Source organism: Acetivibrio clariflavus DSM 19732 (assembly GCF_000237085.1).
Lineage (GTDB): Bacteria > Bacillota > Clostridia > Acetivibrionales > Acetivibrionaceae > Acetivibrio > Acetivibrio clariflavus.
On sequence record NC_016627.1, the window covers coordinates 1,461,644 to 1,485,795 of the forward strand.

A 24,152-nucleotide genomic window follows, 5' to 3' on the forward strand; every position below is an offset into this window, starting at 1 on the left:
GGAAAGGAATGATGGATATGTCAAGCACAGTCAAATATGAAGTTCTCGAGGAAAGAAAAGATTTTATATGTCTTAAGTCAAAAGGTGATAACAATCTTCAATGCGAAAAGCATAGCATTGCCGGCAGTATCAGTCAGAGAGCATGTGTCTACTGTGGTGCAAGGGTGGTTTTAAATCCGATTACCGACGCTTGGCATATAGTGCACGGTCCGATAGGCTGCGCCAGTTATACATGGGATATAAGAGGAAGTTTATCCAGTGGTCCTGAGATTTATCGCAACAGTTTTTCGACCGACCTGAGAGAAAAGGATGTGGTTTTCGGAGGAGAAAAAAAACTTACAGCTGCAATTGATGAAATATGCGAAAAGTATTCGCCGAAATTGATTTTCGTTTATGCCACTTGCATAGTCGGAGTTATTGGCGATGATATAGATGCAGTGTGCAAAAGAGCTGAGGAGGAATATAAGATTCGTGTTATTCCGGTAAAGTCAAGCGGTTTTTCAGGGAACAAATCAATGGGATATAAAGCTGCATGCAAAGCATTGCTTAAATTGATGGAAGAAAATAAAGGAGATAAAAAAATCAAAGGAATAAATATCCTGGGGGACTTTAACCTGGCCGGTGAAATGTGGATTATATCGCAGTACTTTAAGGAAATCGGCATAAATGTGGTTTCAAAACTTACCGGAGATAGCAGATATGAGGAAATAATCCAGGCACCATATGCCTCCCTCAATATTGTTCAATGTGCAGGTTCCATGACCTACCTTGCAAAGGAGATGGAAAAGAAATTTGGGATTCCTTTTATAAAAGTTAGTTTTTTCGGAATCGAAGATACCGTATCATCCATTATGAATGTGGCCTATGCCATGGGAGATAAGCAGTCGGTGAAGAAGGCAAAGGAATTGATTGAAGGAGAACTTATAAGAATTGAACCTAAATTGGATTTCTATAGGAGAAGGCTTAAAGGCAAAAGAGCTGCAATTTATGTTGGAGGAGGATTTAAGGCTATTTCTCTTATAAGACAGTTTAATGATCTTGGAATGAAAACTGTGATGGTGGGAACCCAGACAGGGAAAAAAGAAGAATATGAGGTGCTGAAAAATATTGTTGACGAAGGAACGGTTATTCTGGATGATACAAATCCGGTGGAACTTGAGAAATTTATGACGGAAAAAGGTGCGGATATCCTGGTGGGAGGTGTAAAGGAAAGACCTCTGGCATACAAACTGGGCATTGCATTCTGCGATCACAATCATGAGAGAAAACATCCGTTATGCGGTTTTGAAGGAGCAGTAAACTTTGCAAAGGAGATTGACAGCACTATTAACAGTCCTGTATGGAACGTAATACGTCAGGGGGGATATGCGTGAAAAACAGAAATTTTGTGAATTTAAATATAAATCCATGTAAAATGTGTATGCCCATGGGTGCAGCACTGGCTTTAAAAGGTATTGAAAACAGCATGCTGATGCTGCACGGTTCCCAGGGATGCAGTACGTATATAAGACGCCATATGGCGGGACACTACAATGAACCTATTGACATAGCATCTTCTTCACTGAATGAAGAGGGGACTGTATACGGCGGTTCTGCAAATTTGAAAAAAGGTCTCATGAATGTAATTAAATTATATAATCCGGATATTATTGGAGTTGCCACCACATGTCTTGCCGAAACCATTGGCGAGGATATAAGGAGAATAATACAGGAATTTTATGACGAAAACCTTGAAGAAGGACTAAGTATTAACAGAGTTAAGATTCTTCCCATATGTACCCCGGGATATGGAGGTACCCATTTTGAAGGTTATTATGCGGCACTTACAAGTCTTGTAAAAGAACTTGCGAAAAAGTGTGAATCCACCGGTAAAGTCAACATTATAATGGGCAGCATGAATCCGGGAGATGTAAGAAATATAAAGAGGATACTGGAAAGTTTTAATATTGACTATACCATGTTCCCGGATGTTTCGGATACCCTTGATGCTCCCTATAGAAGAGAATATAAGCGAATTCCCGACGGAGGCACGAAATTGGAGGACATTGAAAAAATGGCAGGAGCTAAGGCCACCGTTGAGATAGGATTGACCGTACCGGATAAACTGTCACCCGGCCTGTATCTTGAAAAGGAGTTTGGCGTACCTCTCTATCGGTGCGCAATGCCGGTTGGAATTCATGCTACCGATGCCTTTATTGATATATTAAGAAAAATATCGGGAAAGGAAATGCCGAAAGAACTTCTGAACGACAGGGGAAGACTGATTGACGCAATGATTGATTCCCACAAATTTAACGGTGAGGGAAGGGCTGTAATTTTCGGAGAACCGGAGCTGTGTTATGCTGTTAGCATGTTGTGTATGGAAAACGGTGTAAAGCCGGTATTGATTGCTACCGGAGCCGAAAGCCAAAGCTTAAAAAGTCTTCTGGAGAACAATTTTACCGATGAAGAGGTTACAGTATTGGATGACACGGATTTTGACACAATCAGGGATTATGCAGTAAAACTTGAAGCAAATATACTTATAGGAAATTCCGACGGCAAGGTAATTACTGAAAAAGAGGGAATTCCTCTTGTAAGGGTTGGTTTCCCGGTTCACGACAGAGTGGGGGGACAGAGAAAAGTTATAACCGGATACAATGGTACACTTAACCTCCTCGATGAAATTACAAATACCCTTTTGGAAAAGAAATATTCCGGTTATAGAGAAAGGACGTATAACCTTTATTTCAAAGAATACAAAGAGAGCGGCATAAATACCGATAAGGACAAAACAAGGCAGGTTACTACCATAAAATCCGATGTGGACAGGAAAATATATAATTTGGAAAAGACCGAAAAACATCCGTGTTTTACAGCAGGTAACTGTAAAATTGCCAGAATGCACATACCTGTAGCACCAAAATGCAATATTCAATGCAATTATTGCAACAGAAAATACGATTGCCAGAATGAAAGTCGGCCGGGAGTTACCAGTGAAGTGTTATCGCCCCAGGAGGCTTTGAATAAGTTCCTGAAGGTGAAGGAGAAGCTTCAAAATTTGAAAGTAGTGGGGATAGCCGGGCCGGGTGACGCTTTGGCAAACTTTGAAAACACGAAAAAGACCATTGAACTGATAAAAGAGGCTGATCCGGAAATTGTTGTATGCTTGTCCACAAACGGTTTGATGCTTCCCTTCTATGCCGATGACCTAATTGAGGCCGGTGTATCCCATGTGACTGTTACTATAAATGCAATAGATCCGGAGATTGGAGCTAAAATTTATAAGTACGTCAATTTTAGAGGTAAAAGGCTTACAGGAAGGGAAGGGGCAGAGGTTATTATAAAAAATCAGCTGTCCGGTTTAAAATACCTTTCTGAAAGAGGGGTAGTGTGCAAGGTGAACATAGTTCTGATTAAGGGAATTAATGATGGGCATGTTGAGGAAGTTGTCAGGAAAGTTAAAGAGTGCGGAGCTTATATAACCAATATAATGCCTTTAATTCCTGCTAAAGGAACTGCTTTTGAAAAAATGCCGCTTGTAAGCAATAAAGAGCTGAATGAAGTACGGAAGAGGTGTGAAGTATACATAAAGCAGATGTATCACTGCAGGCAGTGTCGGGCGGATGCTATCGGAACATTGGAACGGGATGTTTCGCCGGAATTTGGAGCAATTAATTGCTCAAAAGTGAATGATACAGATTTGGAAAAGCAAAAGTTTAAATATTATACCTTTGCGGTTGCAACCGGGTCCGGTATATATATAGATAAACATTTCGGTCATGTAGAGGAGTTTTATATATTCAATTATTGGTTAGGAAATGTCAGTTTTCTTGAAAAAAGAACTGTGAACAAGTATTGCAACGGTTTTGACGACTGTGACAATGAAGAATCCAAAATTGACAGGATAATAAATGCTTTATCCGATTGTGACGGCGTACTGACTCTAAGAATAGGATATAATCTACAAAAGAAACTTGAGGAAGTGGGGATAAGGGTTTTTCAGACCTGCGGAACTATTGAAGAGGGCATTAGATTTGCGGTGAGCGAATTGAATAGTCAAAAGGAAGAGACAAAGGGGGAACGTGTATGAAAAAGCCGAAATATCATGTTTTTGTCTGTACCAGTTCAAGAATTAACGGCACGCAGAAGGGATACTGCTTTTCGAAGGATGCTGTTTCAATTACTCAGAGTTTTATAGAAGAGATTGAAGCAAATGATCTATCCGACGATGTTATGGTTACAAATACGGGCTGTTTCGGTATTTGCAGTTCCGGACCCATTGTGGTGGTGTATCCGGAGGGGGTGTGGTATAAGGAAGTAACCCCCGATGATGTACCGGAAATAGTGGAGTCGCATTTTATAAACGGCAAAAAGGTTGAAAGGCTCGAAATATAGTATTTAAAGCGCCTTGGAGTCCGAGGCTTTATTGAGAGACGGGGTGAGTTTTATGGCAATACCTTTGGGAAAAAACAATGCAGTAACTGTTGTTGACAGAACCCTTTCGGAATTACTATCGAAAAAATATGCCGGGAAGAGGCTTGAGACCGTTTATTTCTGCCGGATTTTAAAGGAAATCGGTGTTGACTTGATTGAGATCGATACAAAGTTTTTGGAATCAATTCCAAAGCTTCCGTGCGGTGTTGCCTTTTTGCTGAGAATCAATTCGAAAGAGGATGTAATGAGAGCATTTAAAAGCAATGTTAAGTACTGTATTTTCCCTGAAAAAACATTGCAGGATGCTGAGACCGTTAGAAAAGCTAAAAATTTCGGAATAAAAACAACTGTTGAGGTGAAGGCGGAAAAATTGAGCGATATTGACAGGGTGAAAAATCTCAGCAATTTGGATTTGGTTGATGAAGTAAGGTTGGCAGGTCTTGATTCAATTTTTGACCCGCTGTGGGTTAATAAGGTTAAAAAACTATCTAAAACCTTAAATAAAGCCATTAACATATGCCCGCAGGATACGTATTACAGTGCTACGGCCTTAGCTTTGGAGGCAATCATGAGCGGAATAAATTCCATTACGGTGTCTTTTTTGGGATATGGTAAAAGTACCGGTTTGGCCGCATTGGAGGAAGTAGTAACTGCAACAAAGGTAATTTTGAATACAGAAATGAAATTGGATTTAAGTAAACTTCCTGAAGCGGCACAATACTTTACATTAATTTCGGGGATTAAGATACCGGAAAATAAGCCGGTCGTAGGCAAGAGAATATTTGAGTATCAGGCCGGCATACATGCCGACGGAATAGAAAAAGACCCGGAAACTTATGAACCCTTTGACCCGTCCATGGTAGGACTGAAGAGGGAACTTACCATCGGCAAACATTCGGGGAAAAGAGCATTACAAAGAAAGCTTGAGGAACTGGGCATAATCTGTAAACTTGAAGAAGCGGCTAGAATTTTAAATTATGTCAGGGAAAAGAGTATTCAGTGTAAGAGAGATTTGTTGGATGAGGAGATTCTGGATATATACAAAAGTTTACAATTCATCCGGTAGGGGAGTGGCAAGCTTATGAAAGTAAAAATTGTGGATACAACTTTGAGGGACGGAGAGCAAAGACCCGGAATAGCCCTTAGGGCATCGGAAAAGATTGATATTGCAAAGATGTTAAGCAATCTTGGAATATACCAGATTGAAGCCGGTATTCCTGCTATGGGCGGAGAGGAAAAGAAGTATGTGGCAAAATTGATGGAACTGGGTTTAAAAAGTAGAATTTCTGCCTGGAACAGGATGAATATAAAGGATATCAAAGATTCAATGGATTGCATGCCCCACATAATACACATTTCCATTCCGTCATCGGATATACAGATAAGGAAGAAACTGCAAAAGGACAGAATTTGGGTGGAAGAAAATATGAAAAGGTGCATAGCCCTTGCAAAAGACAAGGGCTATGAAGTAACTGTAGGTCTGGAAGATGCCTCAAGGGCCGAACCGGAGTTTCTTGCGAAAATTATCGGTATTGCGAGCGCTATGGGCGTGAAGAGGGTAAGATATGCCGATACCGTTGGTATACTTTACCGGCAAGATATATATGAACGAATAAGGAAAATAAAGAGACAGTTTAAGCGTATTGATTTGGAAATTCATACTCACAATGACCTTGGAATGGCTGTTTCAAACTCAATAGCGGCTGTTAAAGCAGGGGCAACCTATGTGGACTGCACAATAGGGGGAATTGGTGAAAGAGCGGGAAACTGTGACTATATTAAATTTATAACTGCTGCTAAAGCTTTTTGCGGACTTATGAACGAAATAGACTTGAAAAAAACATTGAAAGTGCAAAATAATATTTTGGGGATGATAAGGCCGGCAGCGTCATAAGTTTAGAAAATTTATTTTTGTACAAAATAAATTTTGTTAAAATTAACGAATATGTTAAACTTGTTTTAAGGTTATTATAGGTTTATAATAACCTTAAAATTTAGATTTTAATATATTCGGGTGATTATATATGGAATACGGTTTCGTAAGAGTGGGAGCTGCAGTTCCTAAAATGAAGGTAGCCAACTGCGAATACAATTGTTCCAGGATTGTTGATTTAATTAAAAGAGCAGATAAGGAAAAGGTAAAGTTTTTGGTATTTCCGGAACTTTGCATAACATCTTACAGCTGCGGTGATTTGTTTCATCAGGACATACTTTTGAAAGAAGCTTTAAGACAGCTGGAAAATGTACTGAAGGATACTAAAGATACCGATTTGATTGCAATTCTTGGGATGCCCGTAAGTTTGAACAATCAATTGTTCAACTGTTCTGTTGTAATTCAGTCGGGCAAAATTTTAGGAGTTGTACCCAAAACTTTTATACCCAACTACAGTGAATTTTATGAAGAGAGATGGTTTTCTTCGGGAAATAAGGCTTTGGTTGATACTATAAACATTTGCGGACAAAGTGTGCCTTTTGGTATTGATCTTTTGTTTGAAGACAGTCAAAACAGTGATTTGTGTTTCGGCATAGAGATATGTGAGGATTTGTGGGTGCCCATACCTCCAAGTTCCTATCAGTGTATGAACGGTGCCACTCTGATTTTTAATCCTTCTGCAAGTAACGAGATAATAGGCAAGTATGAGTATAGAAAAGAGCTTGTAAGGCAGCAGTCGGCACGGTGTATTTGCGGTTATGTGTATACTTCCTCCAATGTAAACGAGTCCACCACCGATGTTGTTTTCGGAGGACATGCCATGGTTGCTGAGTACGGCTCACTTCTTTGTGAGTCGGAAAGATTTTTGGACGATGATCAGCTTATTTATTCCGAAATTGACCTTCAAAAGCTGATAAACGACAGAAGGAAGAACACCAGCTTTATGGAGGGTGTCGTTGATAAAAAATACAGAAGAATTTTCTTTAATCAAAAAGAAAGTGAGTGCATGGAACTGACAAGATATGTTCCTGCCTATCCCTTTGTGCCTTCCAATTCCGCAAACAGGGATTTAAGATGTAAAGAAATATTCTCCATTCAGACCAGCGCCCTGGCAAAAAGGATAAAGCACACAGGGTTAAAGTATTCGGTTATCGGTATTTCAGGCGGATTGGATTCCACACTGGCATTGCTTGTAACTGCAAAAACCTATGAACTTTTGGGAATTTCGCCGGAGAATATTATAGCTGTTACAATGCCGGGATTCGGGACTACCGACACTACCTACACCAATGCCATGGATCTCATGAAGGCAATGAAGGTAAGTATTAGGGAAATCAATATAAAAGACGCATGTCTTCAGCATTTTAAAGATATCGGTCACGATGTCAATATCCATGATGTTACCTATGAGAATGTTCAGGCAAGAGAGCGTACCCAGATTCTTATGGACCTTGCCAACAAACTCGGCGGCCTGGTTATAGGTACCGGTGATCTTTCGGAACTAGCATTGGGTTGGTGCACCTATAACGGAGACCATATGTCCATGTATTCGGTAAACTGCAGTATTCCAAAGACACTGGTAAAACACCTTGTCAGATGGGTCGCTGAAAATATGGTGGACAAGAATGTAAGGGATATATTGTTTAGAATACTGGATACTCCCATTTCACCGGAGTTGCTTCCGCCCAGCGCTGAAGGTGAAATTAAGCAAAAAACCGAAGATATTGTCGGTCCCTATGAACTGCATGATTTCTTTATGTATCATATGATAAGATATGGTGCGCCGCCAAAGAAGATTTCCTTCCTTGCTCAGAAAGCTTTTGAAGGCAAGTATTCGAAAGATGAGATCAATAAATGGCTCAAGGTTTTTATAAAGAGATTTTTCTCGCAGCAGTTTAAGAGGTCCTGCCTCCCGGACGGACCTAAAGTCGGAACCATAAGCCTGTCCCCAAGGGGCGACTGGCGTATGCCCAGTGATGCAGATTCTAAAGAGTGGCTTGAGGAAGTTGAATAATTAGTTGACTTTTAAATTCTTAGTTACGATGGAGAAATAATAAAATGTAGACATATGATATTATTTGTTTGATTTTTATATAGTGCTTTCTTTTGGGTTATAACTTACAGATAATTATCTAAAGAATCCAAATTTTTACACAAATCTCAATAAAAATATGCTACAGATAAAAACATCAGTTTAAATAATGCAAGACGCATATATGATGAAGTAAATAATGTTGAAAATAATAAGATTGAGGAAATCGCTCTATCACTTGCTGATGAAATTAGCTATTTTAAAAGGATAAGATCCTTTGTCCTGGTTGTCAATGATGAAAGCAAAGACCGTGTTGTGCACACCATTGATAGCCAGGATAAATGGTCTTAGAGATTCGTTAAGGGGCTAAGGGGAACTGGAAGCAAAATGGTTGACTGAAGATGTGGAAATAATTAATTGATAATGCTATTAAGGAAGTTGTAAGTTTTTGAAAAAATATATAAGCAATGTGTTACACTTATTGAGATTTATTATTGAGATTGCTTTCTGAAACTATAAAATTATCAAAGTAGTATCTTGAACATTAAAACATATTAATATAACTAAAATAAAAGGGAAAATGGTTAATATAAAACTATTAACGCTACTGTTAAAAAGAAGATGAGGATGTAAAAAAATTTGTGTATAGATGATTGAATGTTCTCCTTCTTGGCAAGGATTAATAATAATAAAAGCTAAGGAGGAGAACTTTATGTCAACGTTAACAAAAGAACAAATCAAACAATTAGTTCGGGAAAATAATTTCCAAAGTGTATCTGATATTAATGAATATCTTAAAGACATTTTTAAAGATATAATACAAGAACTTTTAGAAGCAGAACTTGAAGCAAAATTAGGATATGCTAAAGATGATGTAGAAAATAAAAAAACTGATAATAGTCGTAACGGTTATACGCCTAAAAAAATAAAAAGTGAGTTTGGAGAAATTGATATACAAGTACCAAGAGATCGTAAAGGCGAATTTCAACCTAAAATTATTCCTAAATATCAACGTAATGTTTCTGGAATTGAAGAAAAAGTTATAGCTTTATATGCAAGAGGAATGTCTACAAGGGATATCAGTCAACAAATTGAAGAACTTTATGGTTTTAGCCTATCAGCAGAGATGGTTAGTAAGATTACTGATAGAATTGCTCCAGAGATTAAGGAATGGCAACAAAGACCTCTTGAACCTATATACTCTTTTGTTTTTATGGATGCAATACACTATAAAGTTAAGGACGACGGAAGAATAATAAACAGGGCAGCTTATGTTGTTCTAGGTGTTACTATTGATGGATATAAGGATATTTTAGGGATCTGGATTGGTGACAATGAATCCTCAAAGTTTTGGCTTGGTGTACTGAATGACCTTAAAAATAGAGGAGTACAGGATGTTTTAATTTTTTGTGTTGATGGACTTACCGGACTTAAGGAAGCCATAAATGCTGCATATCCAAAATCTGAAGTGCAGCGTTGCATAATACATCAGCTGAGAAATTCTTTTAAGTATGTGCCATACAAAGACCTAAAAGCATTTAGTAATGATTTCAAAGAAGTATATCATGCTATTAATGAAGAAATAGCATTAGAAAAACTTTATGAACTTAAAGAAAAGTGGGGAAAGGAATATCCTTTTGCAATACGTAGTTGGGAAAATAACTGGGATGTTATAAGTCCATTTTTCAAATTTCCAGAAGAAATACGAAAAATAATTTATACTACAAATATAATTGAAGGACTACATCGTCAGTTTCGTAAGGTCACAAAAACAAAAACAATATTTCCAACAGACAGTTCACTAGAAAAGATTTTATATTTAGCATCAATGAATGTAGTAAAAAAATGGACACAACGTTACAAAAACTGGGATAGAGTACTTAGCCAATTGGTAATCCAATATCCAGGTAGGCTGGAAGAGTATATTTAAGAGCATTCACCCCCACCGCCCTCAAGGGCTCATCCTCATCGCCGGATGGGCTAGACCTCACAAAATTAAAAATATAGGTTTAAAAGGCTAATACTGACCATTATAAATGATTATTGCCAGATTTAATCAAGTTTATGTATAAAACTTAACAAATCCGGCAATAATATATAATGAAAAGGCAATAAAAAACAATATTCTGTAAACCTTGTCAACTAAAATTTACTTGCTAAAGAAGGATTACATAAATTATGATACACAAAATTACTTACATTCCCATTATTTCCTCAGTTATGAAAAAATTTTTCCCCAGGCACCGGTGAGGAATTTTTATGTTAACCTTGTCTGATTAATGAGTTTTTCATTCTCTCACTCTCACCATTAAAAATTAGCAAGTGACAATGATGTAGCAGCCTGTCTATGAGTGCTCCTGTCATTTGTTCATCATAGAGTACATTAGTCCATCTTGAAAATTCTATGTTGGTTGTGATGATTATGCTCTTTCTCTCATAGCATTCAGATATTATCTCAAATAAAAGCTGTGAACCATCTCTGTCTAGAGGAATATACCCCCATTCATCAAATATCAAAAGATCATTTTTCATAATTTGCTTGATAAAACCAGAGAGTTCTTTGGCTTTCTTTGCCTCTGAAAGCTTGTTTACTAAAGCAGCTGTCCTGAAAAACTTTACTGATTTACCTAACTTACATGCTTCTATACCTATAGCTGTCGCTAAATGAGTTTTTCCAGTTCCCACATTTCCATAAAATACTAGATTACTCTTATCTTTTATAAATTCACATTTTCTCAGATAATCAATATTTATGCTCGCAGGAACAGTTACTTCGTCAAATTTAAATACTTCCAAGGATTTCATTGTATAAAATCCTGCATTCTTTATTAGCCTATTTTGTCTGGTCTTTTCTCGGTGTTCTATCTCAAGTTTCAATAACTTGAGTAAGTATTCCTGATGACTGTCCGCAGTTACTTTTTGGCTGTTTTCCACCATGTTTTGACTAATTTTTAATGCTTTACAGCAATCTGCTATTTCATGACTTAGCATAAGCTACCACCTGCTTCCCTTATCAAAGCATCATATGCAGAAACATCGGTAACAACCTTTTTAAGTTTTGGTATACCCTCTGGTACTCTAGCAGGTTTTAGATCAAGTTCAGGAGTATTTAACCTGCTAAAAAGAGCTGTCAAACTATCTGCATCCGCTGCTCCATACAAAAGAGCTTCTCTTACTGCTTTTACTGCTGTTTCAAAGTTTGACTTCTCACAAATTGTTGCTATGGTTTGAAGAATTTTTCCCTTTTCAGATTTCGAACAAGTTTCCATATACTCCTTCATAGGATGCGGTAACATATTATATATTCCACTATATTTCAATGCTCCAGGTCTTTTGGCTAGAGTATTAAGGTAGGGAAGCCATTGCATGCTCTCCTGCTTAGTATCACCATATAGTCGAGTATGTTTAATTGTTTCTCTGTAGTTTTCATCAAGGATAATCACCTCATTAGCTGTTATCCTGATATTAATTTTTTCATTTGCATATTTAGGAGATGTAGAATATTCGTGGATTCCATTATTTAGTGTAAATTTCCCATACCCGTTTGTTTTTACGGTTAAATATTTTCCTGTATCAAATTCTACAGTTGGTAGTGGTATTAATGATTTTCTATCTTCAATATGCAATTCTGATATTTTCATTTCTTTTCGATAATGTTCTCTATCTGCATCATTATCACATTTTATTAAAAGCTCTTTATTGAATTCTTCCAGATTAGTTATTTTAGGTATAGGAACAAACATGTTCCTTCTGTGATATCCCACTTTTGACTCAACTGATCCCTTCTCATGACCAGAGTTAGGATTGCAAAACACAGCTTCAAAGTTGTAGTGTTCTTTAAACCTCAAAAAATCATCTGTTAAATCTCTATCGCCCCCTTTTAATACTTTTGCAACTATAGTGCTAGCATTATCAAACCATATCCTATAGGGTACTCCATGAATATGTTTAAATATATTGATAAGTCCTTCAAAAAGACATTCCTGATTTTGCCCCTTGAAAAGCTGAGTATATCCTTGATTGCTGTATGGGAATGAAATATTTATGTAGTAACCATTGTATAGTCTACCGTTTAGATAAAAGTCTGCTTCACCAAAGTCTACCTGAGCTTCTCCTGGCTTATGTTCCAAAGGCAGGTACCCATCTGATTTTGCATATATTTCTTTTTTCCTCCTTCTAACATAATTTGATACTGTCTTGTAACAACAATCAAATTCATCTTTATATATTTCAGTTAATCTTTCAAAAATACGTTTTGCAGTATGTCTCTGTTTTCTTCTTGCTGTCTTATCTTCCATAAGCCACTTGTCTATGGTATCCTTAAAAGGTTTAAGTTTTTCTGGCCTTCCTCTTTTTACAATTTTATCAATGGGATCCTCATTCCAATCTGTCTTATCAATATACTTTCTGATAGTTTTTCTATCAAAGTTGGTTTCCCTAGAAATTTGACTAATGCTTATACCTTGTTCATAATACATTTTTCTGATATGATTTTTTTGAGTCATTGATAGCATCCTCCAGTTCCTCCTTGTAAAAAGATTGGTCTCTAATACAAGGATAAATTTAAATGGTGGTGCCTTCAATGGCTTTTTTCATTTCTGAGGATTTATTAATTGCAAAAGTGGGGAATTTTTTTTCACTTTTGCCCATTTATATTTTACATTAAACACTTATCCGGGTTGTTTGTTCTTACAATAAATAAAAGAAAAAGAGAAATAGCAATTTGTTTAGCACTTGGGGCAAATAAAAATGTTGTTTATTATGAAATTATATTAGAAATGGGCATAATTGCTTTTCTAGGTACATTATTAGGAATTCTGGGAAGTCTTATTTTGCTCTTAAGAGGATTTGAAATAGCAACTGTTGTAGTGTTTCCAAACAGTATAGTTATAGCAGCATTGTTCGGATTGTCTGTTTTTTCTGTAATTATTTCAAGCATACCGGTTTTGATTAGCATAAAAAAATTAATGCCAATTGAAATATTAAGATCTGCATAGGAAACATCAACAAAAATAATTAAATGGGGGTTAGTATGATTGAACTAAAAAACATATCAAAGTCATATAAAGGAAAAGGAGTGTTTACTAGAGCTTTGGTTAATGTTTCTTTGAGAGTTGAGCCTGGTGATTTTATTGCTATAATGGGAAGATCCGGATCAGGGAAAACAACATTATTGAATATATTAGGCTGTATGGATAGATTTGATGAAGGTGAGTATTTATTTGATAATGTAAACATTCATAAATATCGTGAAAAAGAGCTGGCAAATTTCCGTAATAAAAACATTGGTTTTATATTCCAAGCTTTTAACTTAATAAATGATATGACTGCTGTTGAAAATGTTGAATTACCAATGGGGTTTGCCGGATTAAATAGTAGGGAAAGAAGAACAAATGCTATGAAACTGTTAGATGATGTGGGACTTAAAGATAAAGCCTTCAACAAGCCGTTGGAATTATCTGGAGGGCAACAGCAAAGAGTTGCAATAGCAAGGGCATTAGCTAATAATCCTAAGATAATTTTAGCTGATGAGCCAACTGGAAATTTAGATGAAGAGTCCGGATTTCAGATAATGGACCTATTGAAAAATTTAAATAATCAAAAAAAGGTTACGATTATAATGGTAACACATGATGAACAAATAGCTAAGTATGCAGATAGGATTGTCTATATGAGAGATGGGGTTTTATTATAAAGAAATTGACTCTATCATAAATTTATATGTATAAGAGAAGGAAAGTTTGTTAATAAAATTTTCGGTTTACTATTTATTCTAAATTTTGTTAAATTATATTTAACTTTAAAATTTTTTATATATAATATTTATATCTTCGCAAATTAGAATTGAGGATTAATAATATAACTTCCTTAATCACGGGAAAATTTATAACTACATTGGCAGCCCTATTAATACAGAAATTAGATTTTATGCGATTTAAATTTAGTATGTATATTTGTGAAGTAGTTAGAATAAAAGAAAGAATGGTATTACATATTGCTCTGAACGATATTTTAAAGATCCAATTAGGGGAGAGTATACATAGCATGTTGATGAAAATTATGATGTTCTGGAAAGTTACTCTGTAGTAATTACGCAACCACATAAGCCGAATTATGGGTGATCGGGATACAAAAATAACATAATATCCCAAATAGAATCCTTTATAAAAGATAATTGCAAAAACTTTTTTGAATATGATAAAAATAAATGGAAAAATGTAGATGTATACATATCAGATTTTTTGAATATAAAAATGTAGTTGTCGTTTTGTTTTATCACCAAGATGGTTCCATTACATATTACCCAATTTTAGTTGAAGAAAATAATGGTGAAATTTTATTGACACCAGCTGAAGACTTTACAGTAAATAGTATAAATGATAGCAATGAAAGTGGCAAATATGAATTTGAAAGACGAAAAAATGATGCAGTTAAGCATTTCAAATATACCGGTGAGTATTAAATCAAAAATGCAGTATCTCAATAAATTTGAAACGGTTTATTACATAATATAAAATTTTATTTATGGTTAATTCAGTATTTGAAAGTTGTTTATTACAATTTTTTGTAGCTTTAACAGAGCAAAGGAATGGTTGATGTTATATGAGTGTAAATTTTGATGATATACGTATTTTGAGAGAAAAAACTAAAGTTAGCTTAAATACTTGTGTTCCGGTATGTGTAAAAAATGAACTTAGAGAACTATTACCGGATGAATGCATGATTAATATGGGAGAATGGCTTAATGATGGTGCATGGAGAAAAGAATTGTATAAATAGATAATAATTATGGAAATTTTTTGTGATAATTGATTTGACAAATATGGTCTGTTTGTTGATAAGTAGTTCTCTATGTTAGTGATATGAGCAAATGTTTTTATTGTCATGACGGGAAATTCTGCTGTTTACTGATGCAAATAATTCAAATCTTTAAATAAAAATAAAGGTGTATTAAAACTTATAAGAAGCTGATAAAAGAATATATATTGATAAAAAATTCGTGAAAAATTGATTTAGAAAGCTCAGCATTTATATTAAAAGCGTTAAGTTGTTTGAAAATTTTTCCGATATTAAAATCGGACTAAGGATAAAAATTAAAGGTATAATGATATTGGAAATGTAAAATATTATCAATAAGACGGTATAAGCAGTTTAAAGAATAAATAGGTGATGTATTGAATTTTATTAAAGTGTTAGGAGGCGTACTATGGCGCTGTTATGGTCAAAGAACTTGGAAGTTGGAGTAGATTTAATCGATGCCCAGCACAAGAAATGGTTTGAGAAAGCCGATCAGCTTTTTGAAGCAGGCAAAAACAGAAAGTCAAAGGAATATATTATTCAAATGTTTGATTTTCTGGATGAATACACAAAGACTCATTTCAAAGACGAAGAGGCATACATGGCAAGAATCAATTATCCTGAATTGGACCAACAGAAAAAAATGCATGAAGAATTTATCAAAAAATTGGCTGAATTAAGAAAGGATTACGAAGTAGCAGGGGCAAACATAACAGTAATCTTAAAAGCTAACCAGTTTATTCTTGACTGGCTGACAAAACACATTTCAAACGCAGACAAAAAAATAGGTGAGTTTGCAAGAAAACAGAATCTAACCGAGTAGGAATTGCAAATTACTGCATATACAAGATATATAAGCTCATAGCTTATCATGCTATGAGCTTTAAATATTTTGAAAAAGTGTTGATATAAAAATCTTGGGTTTTACCTGTTGCTTAAAATTACACTGAATAAATCGGTTGCAAGCCTTAAGCCGCCGCGGTATCCTATATAGCTCTGGTCAGTTATAACTCTGTTTACGATTGGGTAAGATATACCGAAGAAGCCTGCTTTTAGCTCTGCTGCCAAAGTTCTGTCCAGTGTGCTTCCCAAAACGAAAGCAGGGTTTATGGCATGATTGTACTCGCTTGGGATGCTTTTTAAGTCTTCAAGAATAAGTTTTGCTATTTTGCTTGTGCTTTCCTCGAATATCAGTTTTGGCCGTAAATCTTCAGGTAAGTAGTCAAACTGTTTTTTTACTGTTTCTTTCTGTTCGTCGGTAAGTATGTCTGTGATGGCTGTATATGAAGGAATCCAGCCCAAATCATCGCATACAAATCTGGTTATGGCATATCCGTAGTTTGAATCGCCTATGACGATTGCATATCTTTGAAGGTCAAGGTCGTTGTATAAATCGGTAAGGCTGTGTATGTAATTGTAATACCATGCTTTTTCTTTGTTTATTACTTTATCCACCTTGTCTTTGCAAATTTCAAGGCTCTTTCCGAGCTCTCTGAGGAATTCTTCGGTGGCGGTAGGCCCTATAGGAAGAGGAAGAGAAATATACGGAGTTCCGTGAATAGCCTCAAAGGCTTCTGCAGCTCTAATACCGTGAACTTTTGATAGTACGATGTTTAAAGAGGCCTTGGATGCGGTTTTTAATGAATCCACATTGTCAAACGGAGTAAAGAATGTATTGGCTTCAATTCCAAGCTCGTTTAAAATTCTCTTTAATTCGGTGAGATTTCCTCTCCAGAAAACATCTTGGGACGGAACCAGGCCAAGTATGTTTACAACTTTAGGGTCTTTTTCCAGTCCTCTTTCTGTAAATTGGGCAAAAATTGCTTCCAATATAAGGTCATAACCTGTGGAGGAGTTGCCTTTAAATCCTCCGGTTTCGGCAACAATAATATTTTTTCCATCATTCCTGAAGGTTTCTGTAACAGATACCACGTCATCGCCTATTATATCGGTCATGCATCCTGTTATAACTGCAAACAGATCTCCGTCAATTATCGACAGGGTTGATTCAATTTGTTCTCTGAGCCTGTTTTCACCGCCAAATATTATTTCCTTTTCCAGAATGTTTGTACTTGGTGTGGAACGGCCGCCGCAGTATGTGGCACCCCAGTAGCCGCTTCCTACATTCGCAGCACTGTCGGCGCTTGAACTGCAACCTGGTGCAGAATGAACTATTGCAACGGCTCTGTCAATGGAACTGATTGTTGCCAATGCACCGCCTAAGGCACATTGGTAACGGGGTCTTTCTATGTATCCGCTCATCTATATTACTCCTTTCCGGGCTGAAAATTCATAGTAGTTGTAAACTTCCTGAACATCGTCAGTATCCTCGTTTTTAACAGCTTTAATAAATTTAAATGGATTTTCTTCATACCAGTTGTTTTTATAAGGATGAACTACATTTTCAGAAAGCTTTTTGTTGAAAGCAGGGTTCTTTAGAACTCTTGTCATTTTCTTGGCAAACTCGTAAAAACCTCTGTAACCCACATAATAATCAAATACTCTGAAAATGGTAGCAGCAGGCAGACCAAGCTTTGCAGCCGATAGATTATCGGACACATGGCCAATGAAAAGATCCGGTTTGACTTTTTTCAAAATGTTCATAAGCTCAAAGGGTTGGAAGTTTGCGATATCCACTACAAAATCCTTACCGCCTTGCGCTTCAACAAGCTTGCCGTAAAACTCGTCACCGAAGTGATCGTGATGATAAGCTCTAAGACCGATTACTTCCATTCCGAGTTCCTGAACGAGCATTCCGGTGACTAAAGCCCTGAATTCTCCGGCACTTAAAAATACCTTTTTGCCCTTTAAATAGGGAAGAAACTTTTCAACGGCTTTAAGCGTCTTTTTGGTTTCCTCTTCTATAAACTTTTCTGCTTCCTTTTTAAGGCCTACCTTTTCGGCAATGTCCAAAAGCCAGTTTTTAGTATTTTCCAGACCGATGGGCATGTCTCTTAATACATACGGTATACCGTATTCCTTGTGCAGGTAATCAATAAAGTAATCATCGTGGGTAGGGCATATACTTACAGTAAGATCGGCCTGGGTCATTCTTCTGATTTCTTCTCTTGAAGCAAAGTTAGGACCGATATTGACTTCAATGCCTATACTGTTCAGCATTCTCCGGATTTCGTTCTCATCGGTAAGACCTACAGAAGCAAGATTTATAATGTTTACAATCGGTTTTTCACCTTCCTTGCGGCCTTCTTTGCGGGGAGGACGGCCTTCCTTGTCATTTTCGATAAAGCCGTGAACAATGGCGTGGAAGGCTACATCATAGCCTGTTGCCCATATTTTGGTCTTAAAGCCTTCACAGGTTGAAGCGAGGATTGGTATATCGAGATTTTTCCTTGCACGGTCAATTACACTGTAAAGGTCATCACCGATAACCGATGGTGCGCAAGTTTGAAGAACTACTATTGATTTGGGCTTTAATTCTTCATAGGTTTTGTATATGGTTTCTTCCAGCCTTTGTTCTCCGCCATGTACAACTTCACTTTCCGTTAAGTTAGTCGATATCCAGACAGTGTCTTTGATGGCGGTTCTGCCCATCTGTACATGCCTTAACCTGCTGCTGATATTTGCACCAAATCCGGTGGAAGCGCAGCCGATGGCACCGTAGACAATTATTGCCGTGTCGGGCAGTGTCGACAGCATTCCCAATGTGGGGAGCAATTGGCATAATCCTGCCTGAGAAAAAGATCTCTCCTGGTTTCTTAGACATACTTTATCTGCTCTTGCCAAATTGCAAGCAGAACCTCCATAAGCCATACTGGCTTTCAGGCGTTCTTCTCTTCCGGGGACAGATTTATCATGTAATAAACCCATAAAAATTCCTCCTTTTCATATAAGATTAATTTGGTTTGATATAGGTTTTATTCTCAATTCAATTTAGGTAATGACTATTTTTTATAATTGGGATTAAATTCATTGGTGTATATTTCGCTTGCCTTTAAGTCTCTTTTCAACTCGTTGTAGCCGTTCAAAATGTCTATCCACAGCTGTACGGTATCTTCTTTTATTATGGCATCGGAGACGTAATATCCCACTCTTACTTTTGAAGCGTCAACATTATATACTTTTGCGTTAATTTCTATTGCCTTTTCCTGATTTTCGTTGATCCACTTGTTTACTTTTCCTATAACCGTTACAAAACGCCGGACAAGATCGGGATTTTTATTTATAAAGGATTCTGCTGCAAAGTATGGGGCCTGACCTCCGACATCTTGCCATATGTCGTAGTCTGTAAAAAGAATCCTTACACCGCCGCGGTCCAATAAGTTTGCAGGGTCGTCATGGGTTCCGGCAATTTCTACTTCACCTTTTCTTAGTGTTTCCTCTTCTTTTCCGGCCGGTACAACCACAATCTCAAATTTGCCTTTTGGATCGCTGATACCGTTCTTTTTCAGGTATTCATAGGGAGTATATTCATTACAGCCTCCATAGGCCATTATCGCAATCTTTTTACCCAAAATATCCTCGGGAGTTTTAATAGGACTTTCTTCTTTGACTACAAAGGTCATGTGGGGCTTTTCTTTAGTTGTCAATGTATTTGCAGCCACTGCTTTAACTTTTGCTCCGGCGGCAACAGCGGCAGCGACACGATTTATATGACCGCTGGCAAAATCCAGTTTTCCCGAAACAAGGGATGGAATAAGCTGTGCCCAGGGAACAATACCGACTCTTTCGATTTTAATTTTTTGCTCTCTGAAAAAGCCAAGTTCTTCTGCTATGGTTATTGTATCCACGTTGAGAGGATTCGAGGAACTTGGAAGTCTTATAACATCAAAATCCGATTGTTCACCGGAGCTTGCCGAATTGTTGCTAAGGCTTCCCCTGTTAGATGATGTACCCGTGCTTCCGGATTTGCTGCATCCTGAAGAAGCTGTCAGCAAAGCAAATATAAGTGTTATCATCAATAAGAATTTTAAGTTGAAAATCTTCATAATTATTAACCTCCAAAAAAATACTGTTTATTTGTTTGTAATTCATGTCATTTACGGTTGATTTAAACGGACGGTCTGTAAAATAATTAATCATTCAGCTTTTTTCCATACCAATAGACGTCTTTCAAAAGCAACAATCAGGTAATTGATAAGGAGCCCCAGAACAGAAATGGTCAAAATTCCGGAATACATTTCTGCAATATCATATTTTTGCTCCGAATAGAATATAAGAAAGCCTAGTCCCGAGTTGGAGCCTAACATTTCTGCCGCAACCAGTATAAGTATTGATGTGGAGGCACTCAGTCTGAAGCCTGTTATAATTGACGGGGTGGCTGCGGGAAGCACGATCTTTCGGAAAATAAAGAAATTGGAGGCACTCATTGACTGTGCGGCTTTGATTAACAGAGGATCTATGTTTTTAACACCGTTTATGGTGTTAAGAAGTGTTGCCCATAGGGTGCCCCAGAATATAATTGCCACTTTTGACAGTTCACCGAGCCCGAAAAGCAAAATGAATACGGGAAATAGGGCAAGGGTTGATGTGTTCCTGAATATCTGAAGCAAAGGATCTAAAAATTTTTCAATCGATTTAAACCATCCTATAAATATACCCAGGGGTATTCCTATGGCTACGGCTAAAAACAACCCGCCCATGGACCTTTTCAAGCTGGAACCTATGTGGATGAACAGGTCACCGGATATAATGAGTTTAACCAATGCTGTAATCACTTCACTGAAAGGCGGCAGATACATTCTGTCCACCATGCCGATACGCGGTGCTGTTTCCCAAAGCAAAATAAACAATATTATTGCTGCGGATTTCATTGATAGGTCTTTTAATGCCTGCAATGCTTTTGTACCCATGCTGTTTGCCCTCCATTTATGAGAATTGAATTTATTAATTAAAGCTTAAAACAGTGTGGAAGTATAAAGTTATTAGATTGAAGGGAATAAAAAAGACTAAATTCATCCTCTAAAGAAAGGAAAAATTTAGTCTCCAGTTTTCTGGTCAACCTTCATATTATTAAATTTTTAAGCGGTACTGTAAACACCAAATAGCAATTTTATTTTTATATTATTCTAAAATATAAATTCCTATTTTGTCAATAGGTTTATTAATAATTTGTGTTGCTAAAAAAATATACCTTTTAAATGCTAATAACAAAAAACTCCTAATCATATTATCTGATACATTGTTACTAATAAAATTATCTAATTTTATCAAAAATCTAAAATTGATTGAACACTGAAAAAAACCAATAGTTACAAACCTTGATTAAATCTGGTATACTAATCGAGGAGGTGCATGATATGAAGGATGTAAAAAAATACTTCTACGAGTATGAGGATTATGAGGATGGAGGCAAGGATGCCGCAACACTGGCTGAAGAAATAATGAACGATCCCGATTTAAGTACCATTAAGAACATAATTGTAGGATGCTGGGGAGAAACCTACGATAACAGCTGTCAGCCCATTATTGACATGTTTGCTCAAAACAGCGAAAAATTCTCTCATATTGAAACCCTTTTTATAGGAGATATGGAGTCTGAAGAGTGTGAAGTTTCTTGGATAGAGCAGGGAGATTACAGCGAATTGATAAAATCCTTAAAGAATCTGAAACATTTGATAATTAAAGGAAGTAACGGTCTTAGCCTGGGTGAGTTGAATCATTCTGAGCTGGAATCTCTGGAAATTATCTGCGGCGGGCTCCCTAAGTCAGTAATTTTGGAAATTGCCAATTCAAATTTGCCTAAACTCAAAAAGCTCAATTTGTATCTTGGCGTTGAAAATTACGGTTTTGATGGAAGTATTGAAGATATTAAAAAACTTATTGAAAATAAGAATTTTAAAAATTTGGAATATCTAGGCCTGGGTGACAGTGAAATTCAGGATGAAATTGTTGAAGTGGTTTTAAACTCGGACATTGTTTCAAATCTTAAGGTTTTGGATTTTTCCAACGGAACTCTTTCCGACAGGGGTGCACAGATTATTTTGGACAATGCGAATAAGCTAAAGCACTTGGAATTATTGGACTTGCATTATCATTTTATCAGTGATGAATACATGATGAAATTAAAAATGCTTCCCATAAACATTAATTTGGATGAACAGATGGAAAACGATGAGGAGTATGGAAATTATCCCATGCTGACTGAGTAAGGATTTTTGCCTATGAGTATTATTTTAATAGGGCAGTCGGGAACAAAACGAAAGGATTATTTTTTAAAGGCAGCCGAAGAGTTGGGGATTGAAGTCGGTTTTTGCGAGATTGGTTCATATCCGGCTAACGTTGAAAAAGACACCATAGTAAAATTGGATCCGCCGCAATACAAAGATTCCGATATATCCAATCTCAATATGCTGGTAAGAGGGTATACCGATTATTTGGAAGACATTGGCGCAAACAAGAAACTGACTTTTCTGAACTCTCCGGAAAGCATCATGGCTACCCTCGATAAGAGAAAATGCAAAGAGGTTCTTATAAAAAACGGTATTCCCGTTACTCCTTTGATAGATGAAGTGTTTCCCGATATAGATGCCTTAAGACGATACATAAGAGAAAATAAAACTTGCAATTTATTCATAAAGCCAAGATATGGCTCGGGTGCAGCCGGAATAATAGCTTACAGATATAACCTGAGGACTGGTGCCGAGATTGTCTATACATCAATTGACAAGGCGGAAGGAAGGTTTGTCAATACAAAAAAGATTCGAAAAATTGACCGAACTGAAACAATAGAGGATATGGTAAATTTTATCCTCTCGAAGCATTGTATTGTTGAAAAATGGATCCCGAAACCCAAATACAATAACCTTTGCTATGATATAAGGGTGGTTTGGCAATTTGGTAAAATAGAATTTATGGTGGCAAGGTGCTCAGGTTTTCCCATAACAAATCTGCATTTAAACAACAATGCTTTGGATATAAATTTGCTAAATCTTCCCCAAACAGTGATTTATAGGATAGAGGAGCTGTGCAAGGATGCGTTGGCTTGTTTTAAAGGCTTAAATTGTGCAGGAATAGATATACTTCTTAAGGGGAGAAATTTAGAGCCTTTGATTATAGAAATGAATGCCCAGGGAGATTTGATCTACCGGGATATATATAATGAAAACAGAATCTACAAGAATCAACTGATCAGGATGGTGAACTATGGAGAGTTTAAACAAGGAAATACCGATGAAAGTCTTAGGAGATATTACTAAAGCCAAATACTCGGTGGATATGAATGAGATTGTAGGTACCCACGATATTTTATTTGTGTGTTTGGATACATTAAGATATGATGTGGCCTTTAATGAACAGGAGAATAACGGCACTCCCAATCTCAACAAATACGGTAAATGGGAAAAGCGTCATGCACCGGGAAATTTCACATATCCGTCCCATCTGGCAATGTTTGCGGGATTTTTGCCGACTCCTGCGGAGCCGATACCGATGTTTGAAATGGAAAGACTTTTTATCCCTAAGGATATGGTTGCAAATATGCCTGCGCCTAAGGGGGCTTTTTTGTTCGAAGGTGCCACTTTTGTAGAAGGGCTTGAAAAGGTAGGTTATGAAACCATATGTGTCGGCGGGGTTGGCTTCTTTAACAAAAGAACGGAAATAAACAGAGTTCTTCCAAAGCTTTTCAAGTACAGTTATTGGCATCCGTCCTTTAGCTGCCACATAAAAAACAGCTTTGAAAATCAGTTGGACTTTATCGAAAGAAAACTTAAAGAATTTGATTCGGATAAGAGAATATTTATGTATTTGAACATAGACAGTATTCATTATCCCAATTATTTCTATGTTGAAGGTGCAAAAGGAGACTCAGTGGAGACCCATGCTGCAGCACTGCGCTATGTGGATAGCCATATAGAGAGACTGTTTGATTTGTTCAGAGCAAGGGGCAAAACCTTTGTCATAGCCTGCTCTGACCACGGAAGCTGTTATGGAGAAGACGGCTATCATTTTCACTGCTTGTCCCATGAAATAGTTTATACAGTTCCCTATAAGCATTTTATATTGTAAGAAGGTGAA

The 24,152-nt window shown here is 36.8% G+C and carries 21 protein-coding genes; 15 read left to right on the forward strand and 6 right to left on the reverse strand.

Annotation, left to right across the window (positions count from 1 at the left end):
• The first annotated feature begins 11 nt into the window (after positions 1-11).
• From nifE to CLOCL_RS06230, 7 genes are all read left to right on the forward strand, one after another.
• The gene (gene nifE / locus CLOCL_RS06200) at positions 12-1,373 is read left to right on the forward strand and encodes a nitrogenase iron-molybdenum cofactor biosynthesis protein NifE (RefSeq protein ID WP_014254538.1); all 1,362 of its coding nucleotides are present in this window, start codon (positions 12-14) and stop codon (positions 1,371-1,373) included.
• Positions 1,370-4,072 carry a nitrogenase cofactor biosynthesis protein NifB gene (gene nifB, locus CLOCL_RS06205; RefSeq protein ID WP_014254539.1) on the forward strand — a complete coding sequence of 901 codons (2,703 nt, stop codon included), beginning with the start codon at positions 1,370-1,372 and terminating at the stop codon, positions 4,070-4,072. The genes nifE and nifB overlap by 4 nt, the downstream gene beginning before the upstream one ends.
• Entirely contained in the window at positions 4,069-4,377 is a 309-nt protein-coding gene (locus tag CLOCL_RS06210) for a 2Fe-2S ferredoxin (protein ID WP_014254540.1), read from the forward strand. Before nifB ends, CLOCL_RS06210 begins: the two co-directional genes overlap by 4 nt.
• Before the next feature lie 52 nt (positions 4,378-4,429).
• The gene (locus CLOCL_RS06215; protein ID WP_041714969.1) at positions 4,430-5,482 is read left to right on the forward strand and encodes a homocitrate synthase/isopropylmalate synthase family protein; all 1,053 of its coding nucleotides are present in this window, start codon (positions 4,430-4,432) and stop codon (positions 5,480-5,482) included.
• 15 nt (positions 5,483-5,497) lie between these two features.
• Positions 5,498-6,310, forward strand: coding sequence for a beta/alpha barrel domain-containing protein (locus CLOCL_RS06220; RefSeq protein ID WP_014254542.1), 813 nt, complete (start codon positions 5,498-5,500; stop codon positions 6,308-6,310).
• A gap of 130 nt (positions 6,311-6,440) precedes the next feature.
• Positions 6,441-8,363 carry an NAD(+) synthase gene (locus CLOCL_RS06225; protein ID WP_014254543.1) on the forward strand — a complete coding sequence of 641 codons (1,923 nt, stop codon included), beginning with the start codon at positions 6,441-6,443 and terminating at the stop codon, positions 8,361-8,363.
• 730 nt (positions 8,364-9,093) lie between these two features.
• Positions 9,094-10,311: an IS256 family transposase gene (locus tag CLOCL_RS06230; RefSeq protein ID WP_014254544.1), complete on the forward strand. Its 1,218-nt coding sequence runs from the start codon at positions 9,094-9,096 to the stop codon at positions 10,309-10,311.
• Between the two features lie 332 nt (positions 10,312-10,643).
• Here CLOCL_RS06230 and istB read toward each other — a convergent pair whose 3' ends face one another.
• Positions 10,644-11,372 (reverse strand): IS21-like element helper ATPase IstB, encoded by a 729-nt coding sequence (gene istB, locus CLOCL_RS06235; RefSeq protein WP_014254545.1) that lies wholly within the window; start codon positions 11,370-11,372, stop codon positions 10,644-10,646.
• The gene (istA, locus tag CLOCL_RS06240) at positions 11,366-12,886 is read right to left on the reverse strand and encodes an IS21 family transposase (RefSeq protein WP_081467014.1); all 1,521 of its coding nucleotides are present in this window, start codon (positions 12,884-12,886) and stop codon (positions 11,366-11,368) included. Before istA ends, istB begins: the two co-directional genes overlap by 7 nt.
• Before the next feature lie 108 nt (positions 12,887-12,994).
• On the opposite strand from istA, the gene CLOCL_RS06245 reads away from it, so the two are divergent.
• The 5 genes from CLOCL_RS06245 to CLOCL_RS06265 all read left to right on the forward strand — a co-directional run bounded on the left by CLOCL_RS06245 (position 12,995) and on the right by CLOCL_RS06265 (position 16,002).
• The gene (locus tag CLOCL_RS06245) at positions 12,995-13,378 is read left to right on the forward strand and encodes an FtsX-like permease family protein (protein WP_014254547.1); all 384 of its coding nucleotides are present in this window, start codon (positions 12,995-12,997) and stop codon (positions 13,376-13,378) included.
• A 35-nt stretch (positions 13,379-13,413) separates the two neighbouring features.
• On the forward strand, positions 13,414-14,076 hold the full coding sequence (locus tag CLOCL_RS06250) for an ABC transporter ATP-binding protein (protein WP_014254548.1): 663 nt from the start codon (positions 13,414-13,416) through the stop codon (positions 14,074-14,076).
• Between the two features lie 513 nt (positions 14,077-14,589).
• A complete protein-coding gene (locus CLOCL_RS06260; RefSeq protein ID WP_014254549.1) occupies positions 14,590-14,844 on the forward strand; it encodes a hypothetical protein in 255 nt (84 codons plus the stop codon).
• A gap of 140 nt (positions 14,845-14,984) precedes the next feature.
• Positions 14,985-15,161: a hypothetical protein gene (locus CLOCL_RS22440; RefSeq protein ID WP_014254550.1), complete on the forward strand. Its 177-nt coding sequence runs from the start codon at positions 14,985-14,987 to the stop codon at positions 15,159-15,161.
• A 427-nt stretch (positions 15,162-15,588) separates the two neighbouring features.
• Positions 15,589-16,002 carry a bacteriohemerythrin gene (locus CLOCL_RS06265; protein ID WP_014254551.1) on the forward strand — a complete coding sequence of 138 codons (414 nt, stop codon included), beginning with the start codon at positions 15,589-15,591 and terminating at the stop codon, positions 16,000-16,002.
• 101 nt (positions 16,003-16,103) lie between these two features.
• Here the strand turns inward: CLOCL_RS06265 and CLOCL_RS06270 are convergent, their stop codons facing one another.
• The 4 genes from CLOCL_RS06270 to CLOCL_RS06285 form a co-directional block, all read right to left on the reverse strand.
• On the reverse strand, positions 16,104-17,441 hold the full coding sequence (locus CLOCL_RS06270) for a nitrogenase component 1 (RefSeq protein ID WP_014254552.1): 1,338 nt from the start codon (positions 17,439-17,441) through the stop codon (positions 16,104-16,106).
• Complete coding sequence (locus CLOCL_RS06275) at positions 17,442-19,007, reverse strand: nitrogenase component 1 (RefSeq protein ID WP_014254553.1); 1,566 nt, start codon at positions 19,005-19,007, stop codon at positions 17,442-17,444.
• Positions 19,008-19,081: 74 nt separating this feature from the next.
• Positions 19,082-20,125, reverse strand: coding sequence for an ABC transporter substrate-binding protein (locus tag CLOCL_RS06280; protein WP_014254554.1), 1,044 nt, complete (start codon positions 20,123-20,125; stop codon positions 19,082-19,084).
• Positions 20,126-20,215: 90 nt separating this feature from the next.
• Positions 20,216-20,989 carry an ABC transporter permease gene (locus CLOCL_RS06285; RefSeq protein ID WP_014254555.1) on the reverse strand — a complete coding sequence of 258 codons (774 nt, stop codon included), beginning with the start codon at positions 20,987-20,989 and terminating at the stop codon, positions 20,216-20,218.
• Positions 20,990-21,436: 447 nt separating this feature from the next.
• On the opposite strand from CLOCL_RS06285, the gene CLOCL_RS06290 reads away from it, so the two are divergent.
• From CLOCL_RS06290 to CLOCL_RS06300, 3 genes are read left to right on the forward strand one after another with little or no spacing between them, the layout of a single operon-like run.
• Complete coding sequence (locus tag CLOCL_RS06290) at positions 21,437-22,288, forward strand: STM4015 family protein (RefSeq protein ID WP_014254556.1); 852 nt, start codon at positions 21,437-21,439, stop codon at positions 22,286-22,288.
• Between the two features lie 12 nt (positions 22,289-22,300).
• Positions 22,301-23,335, forward strand: coding sequence for an STM4014 family protein (locus CLOCL_RS06295; protein WP_014254557.1), 1,035 nt, complete (start codon positions 22,301-22,303; stop codon positions 23,333-23,335).
• On the forward strand, positions 23,310-24,143 hold the full coding sequence (locus CLOCL_RS06300; RefSeq protein WP_052306626.1) for an STM4013/SEN3800 family hydrolase: 834 nt from the start codon (positions 23,310-23,312) through the stop codon (positions 24,141-24,143). Before CLOCL_RS06295 ends, CLOCL_RS06300 begins: the two co-directional genes overlap by 26 nt.
• Positions 24,144-24,152 lie beyond the last annotated feature (9 nt).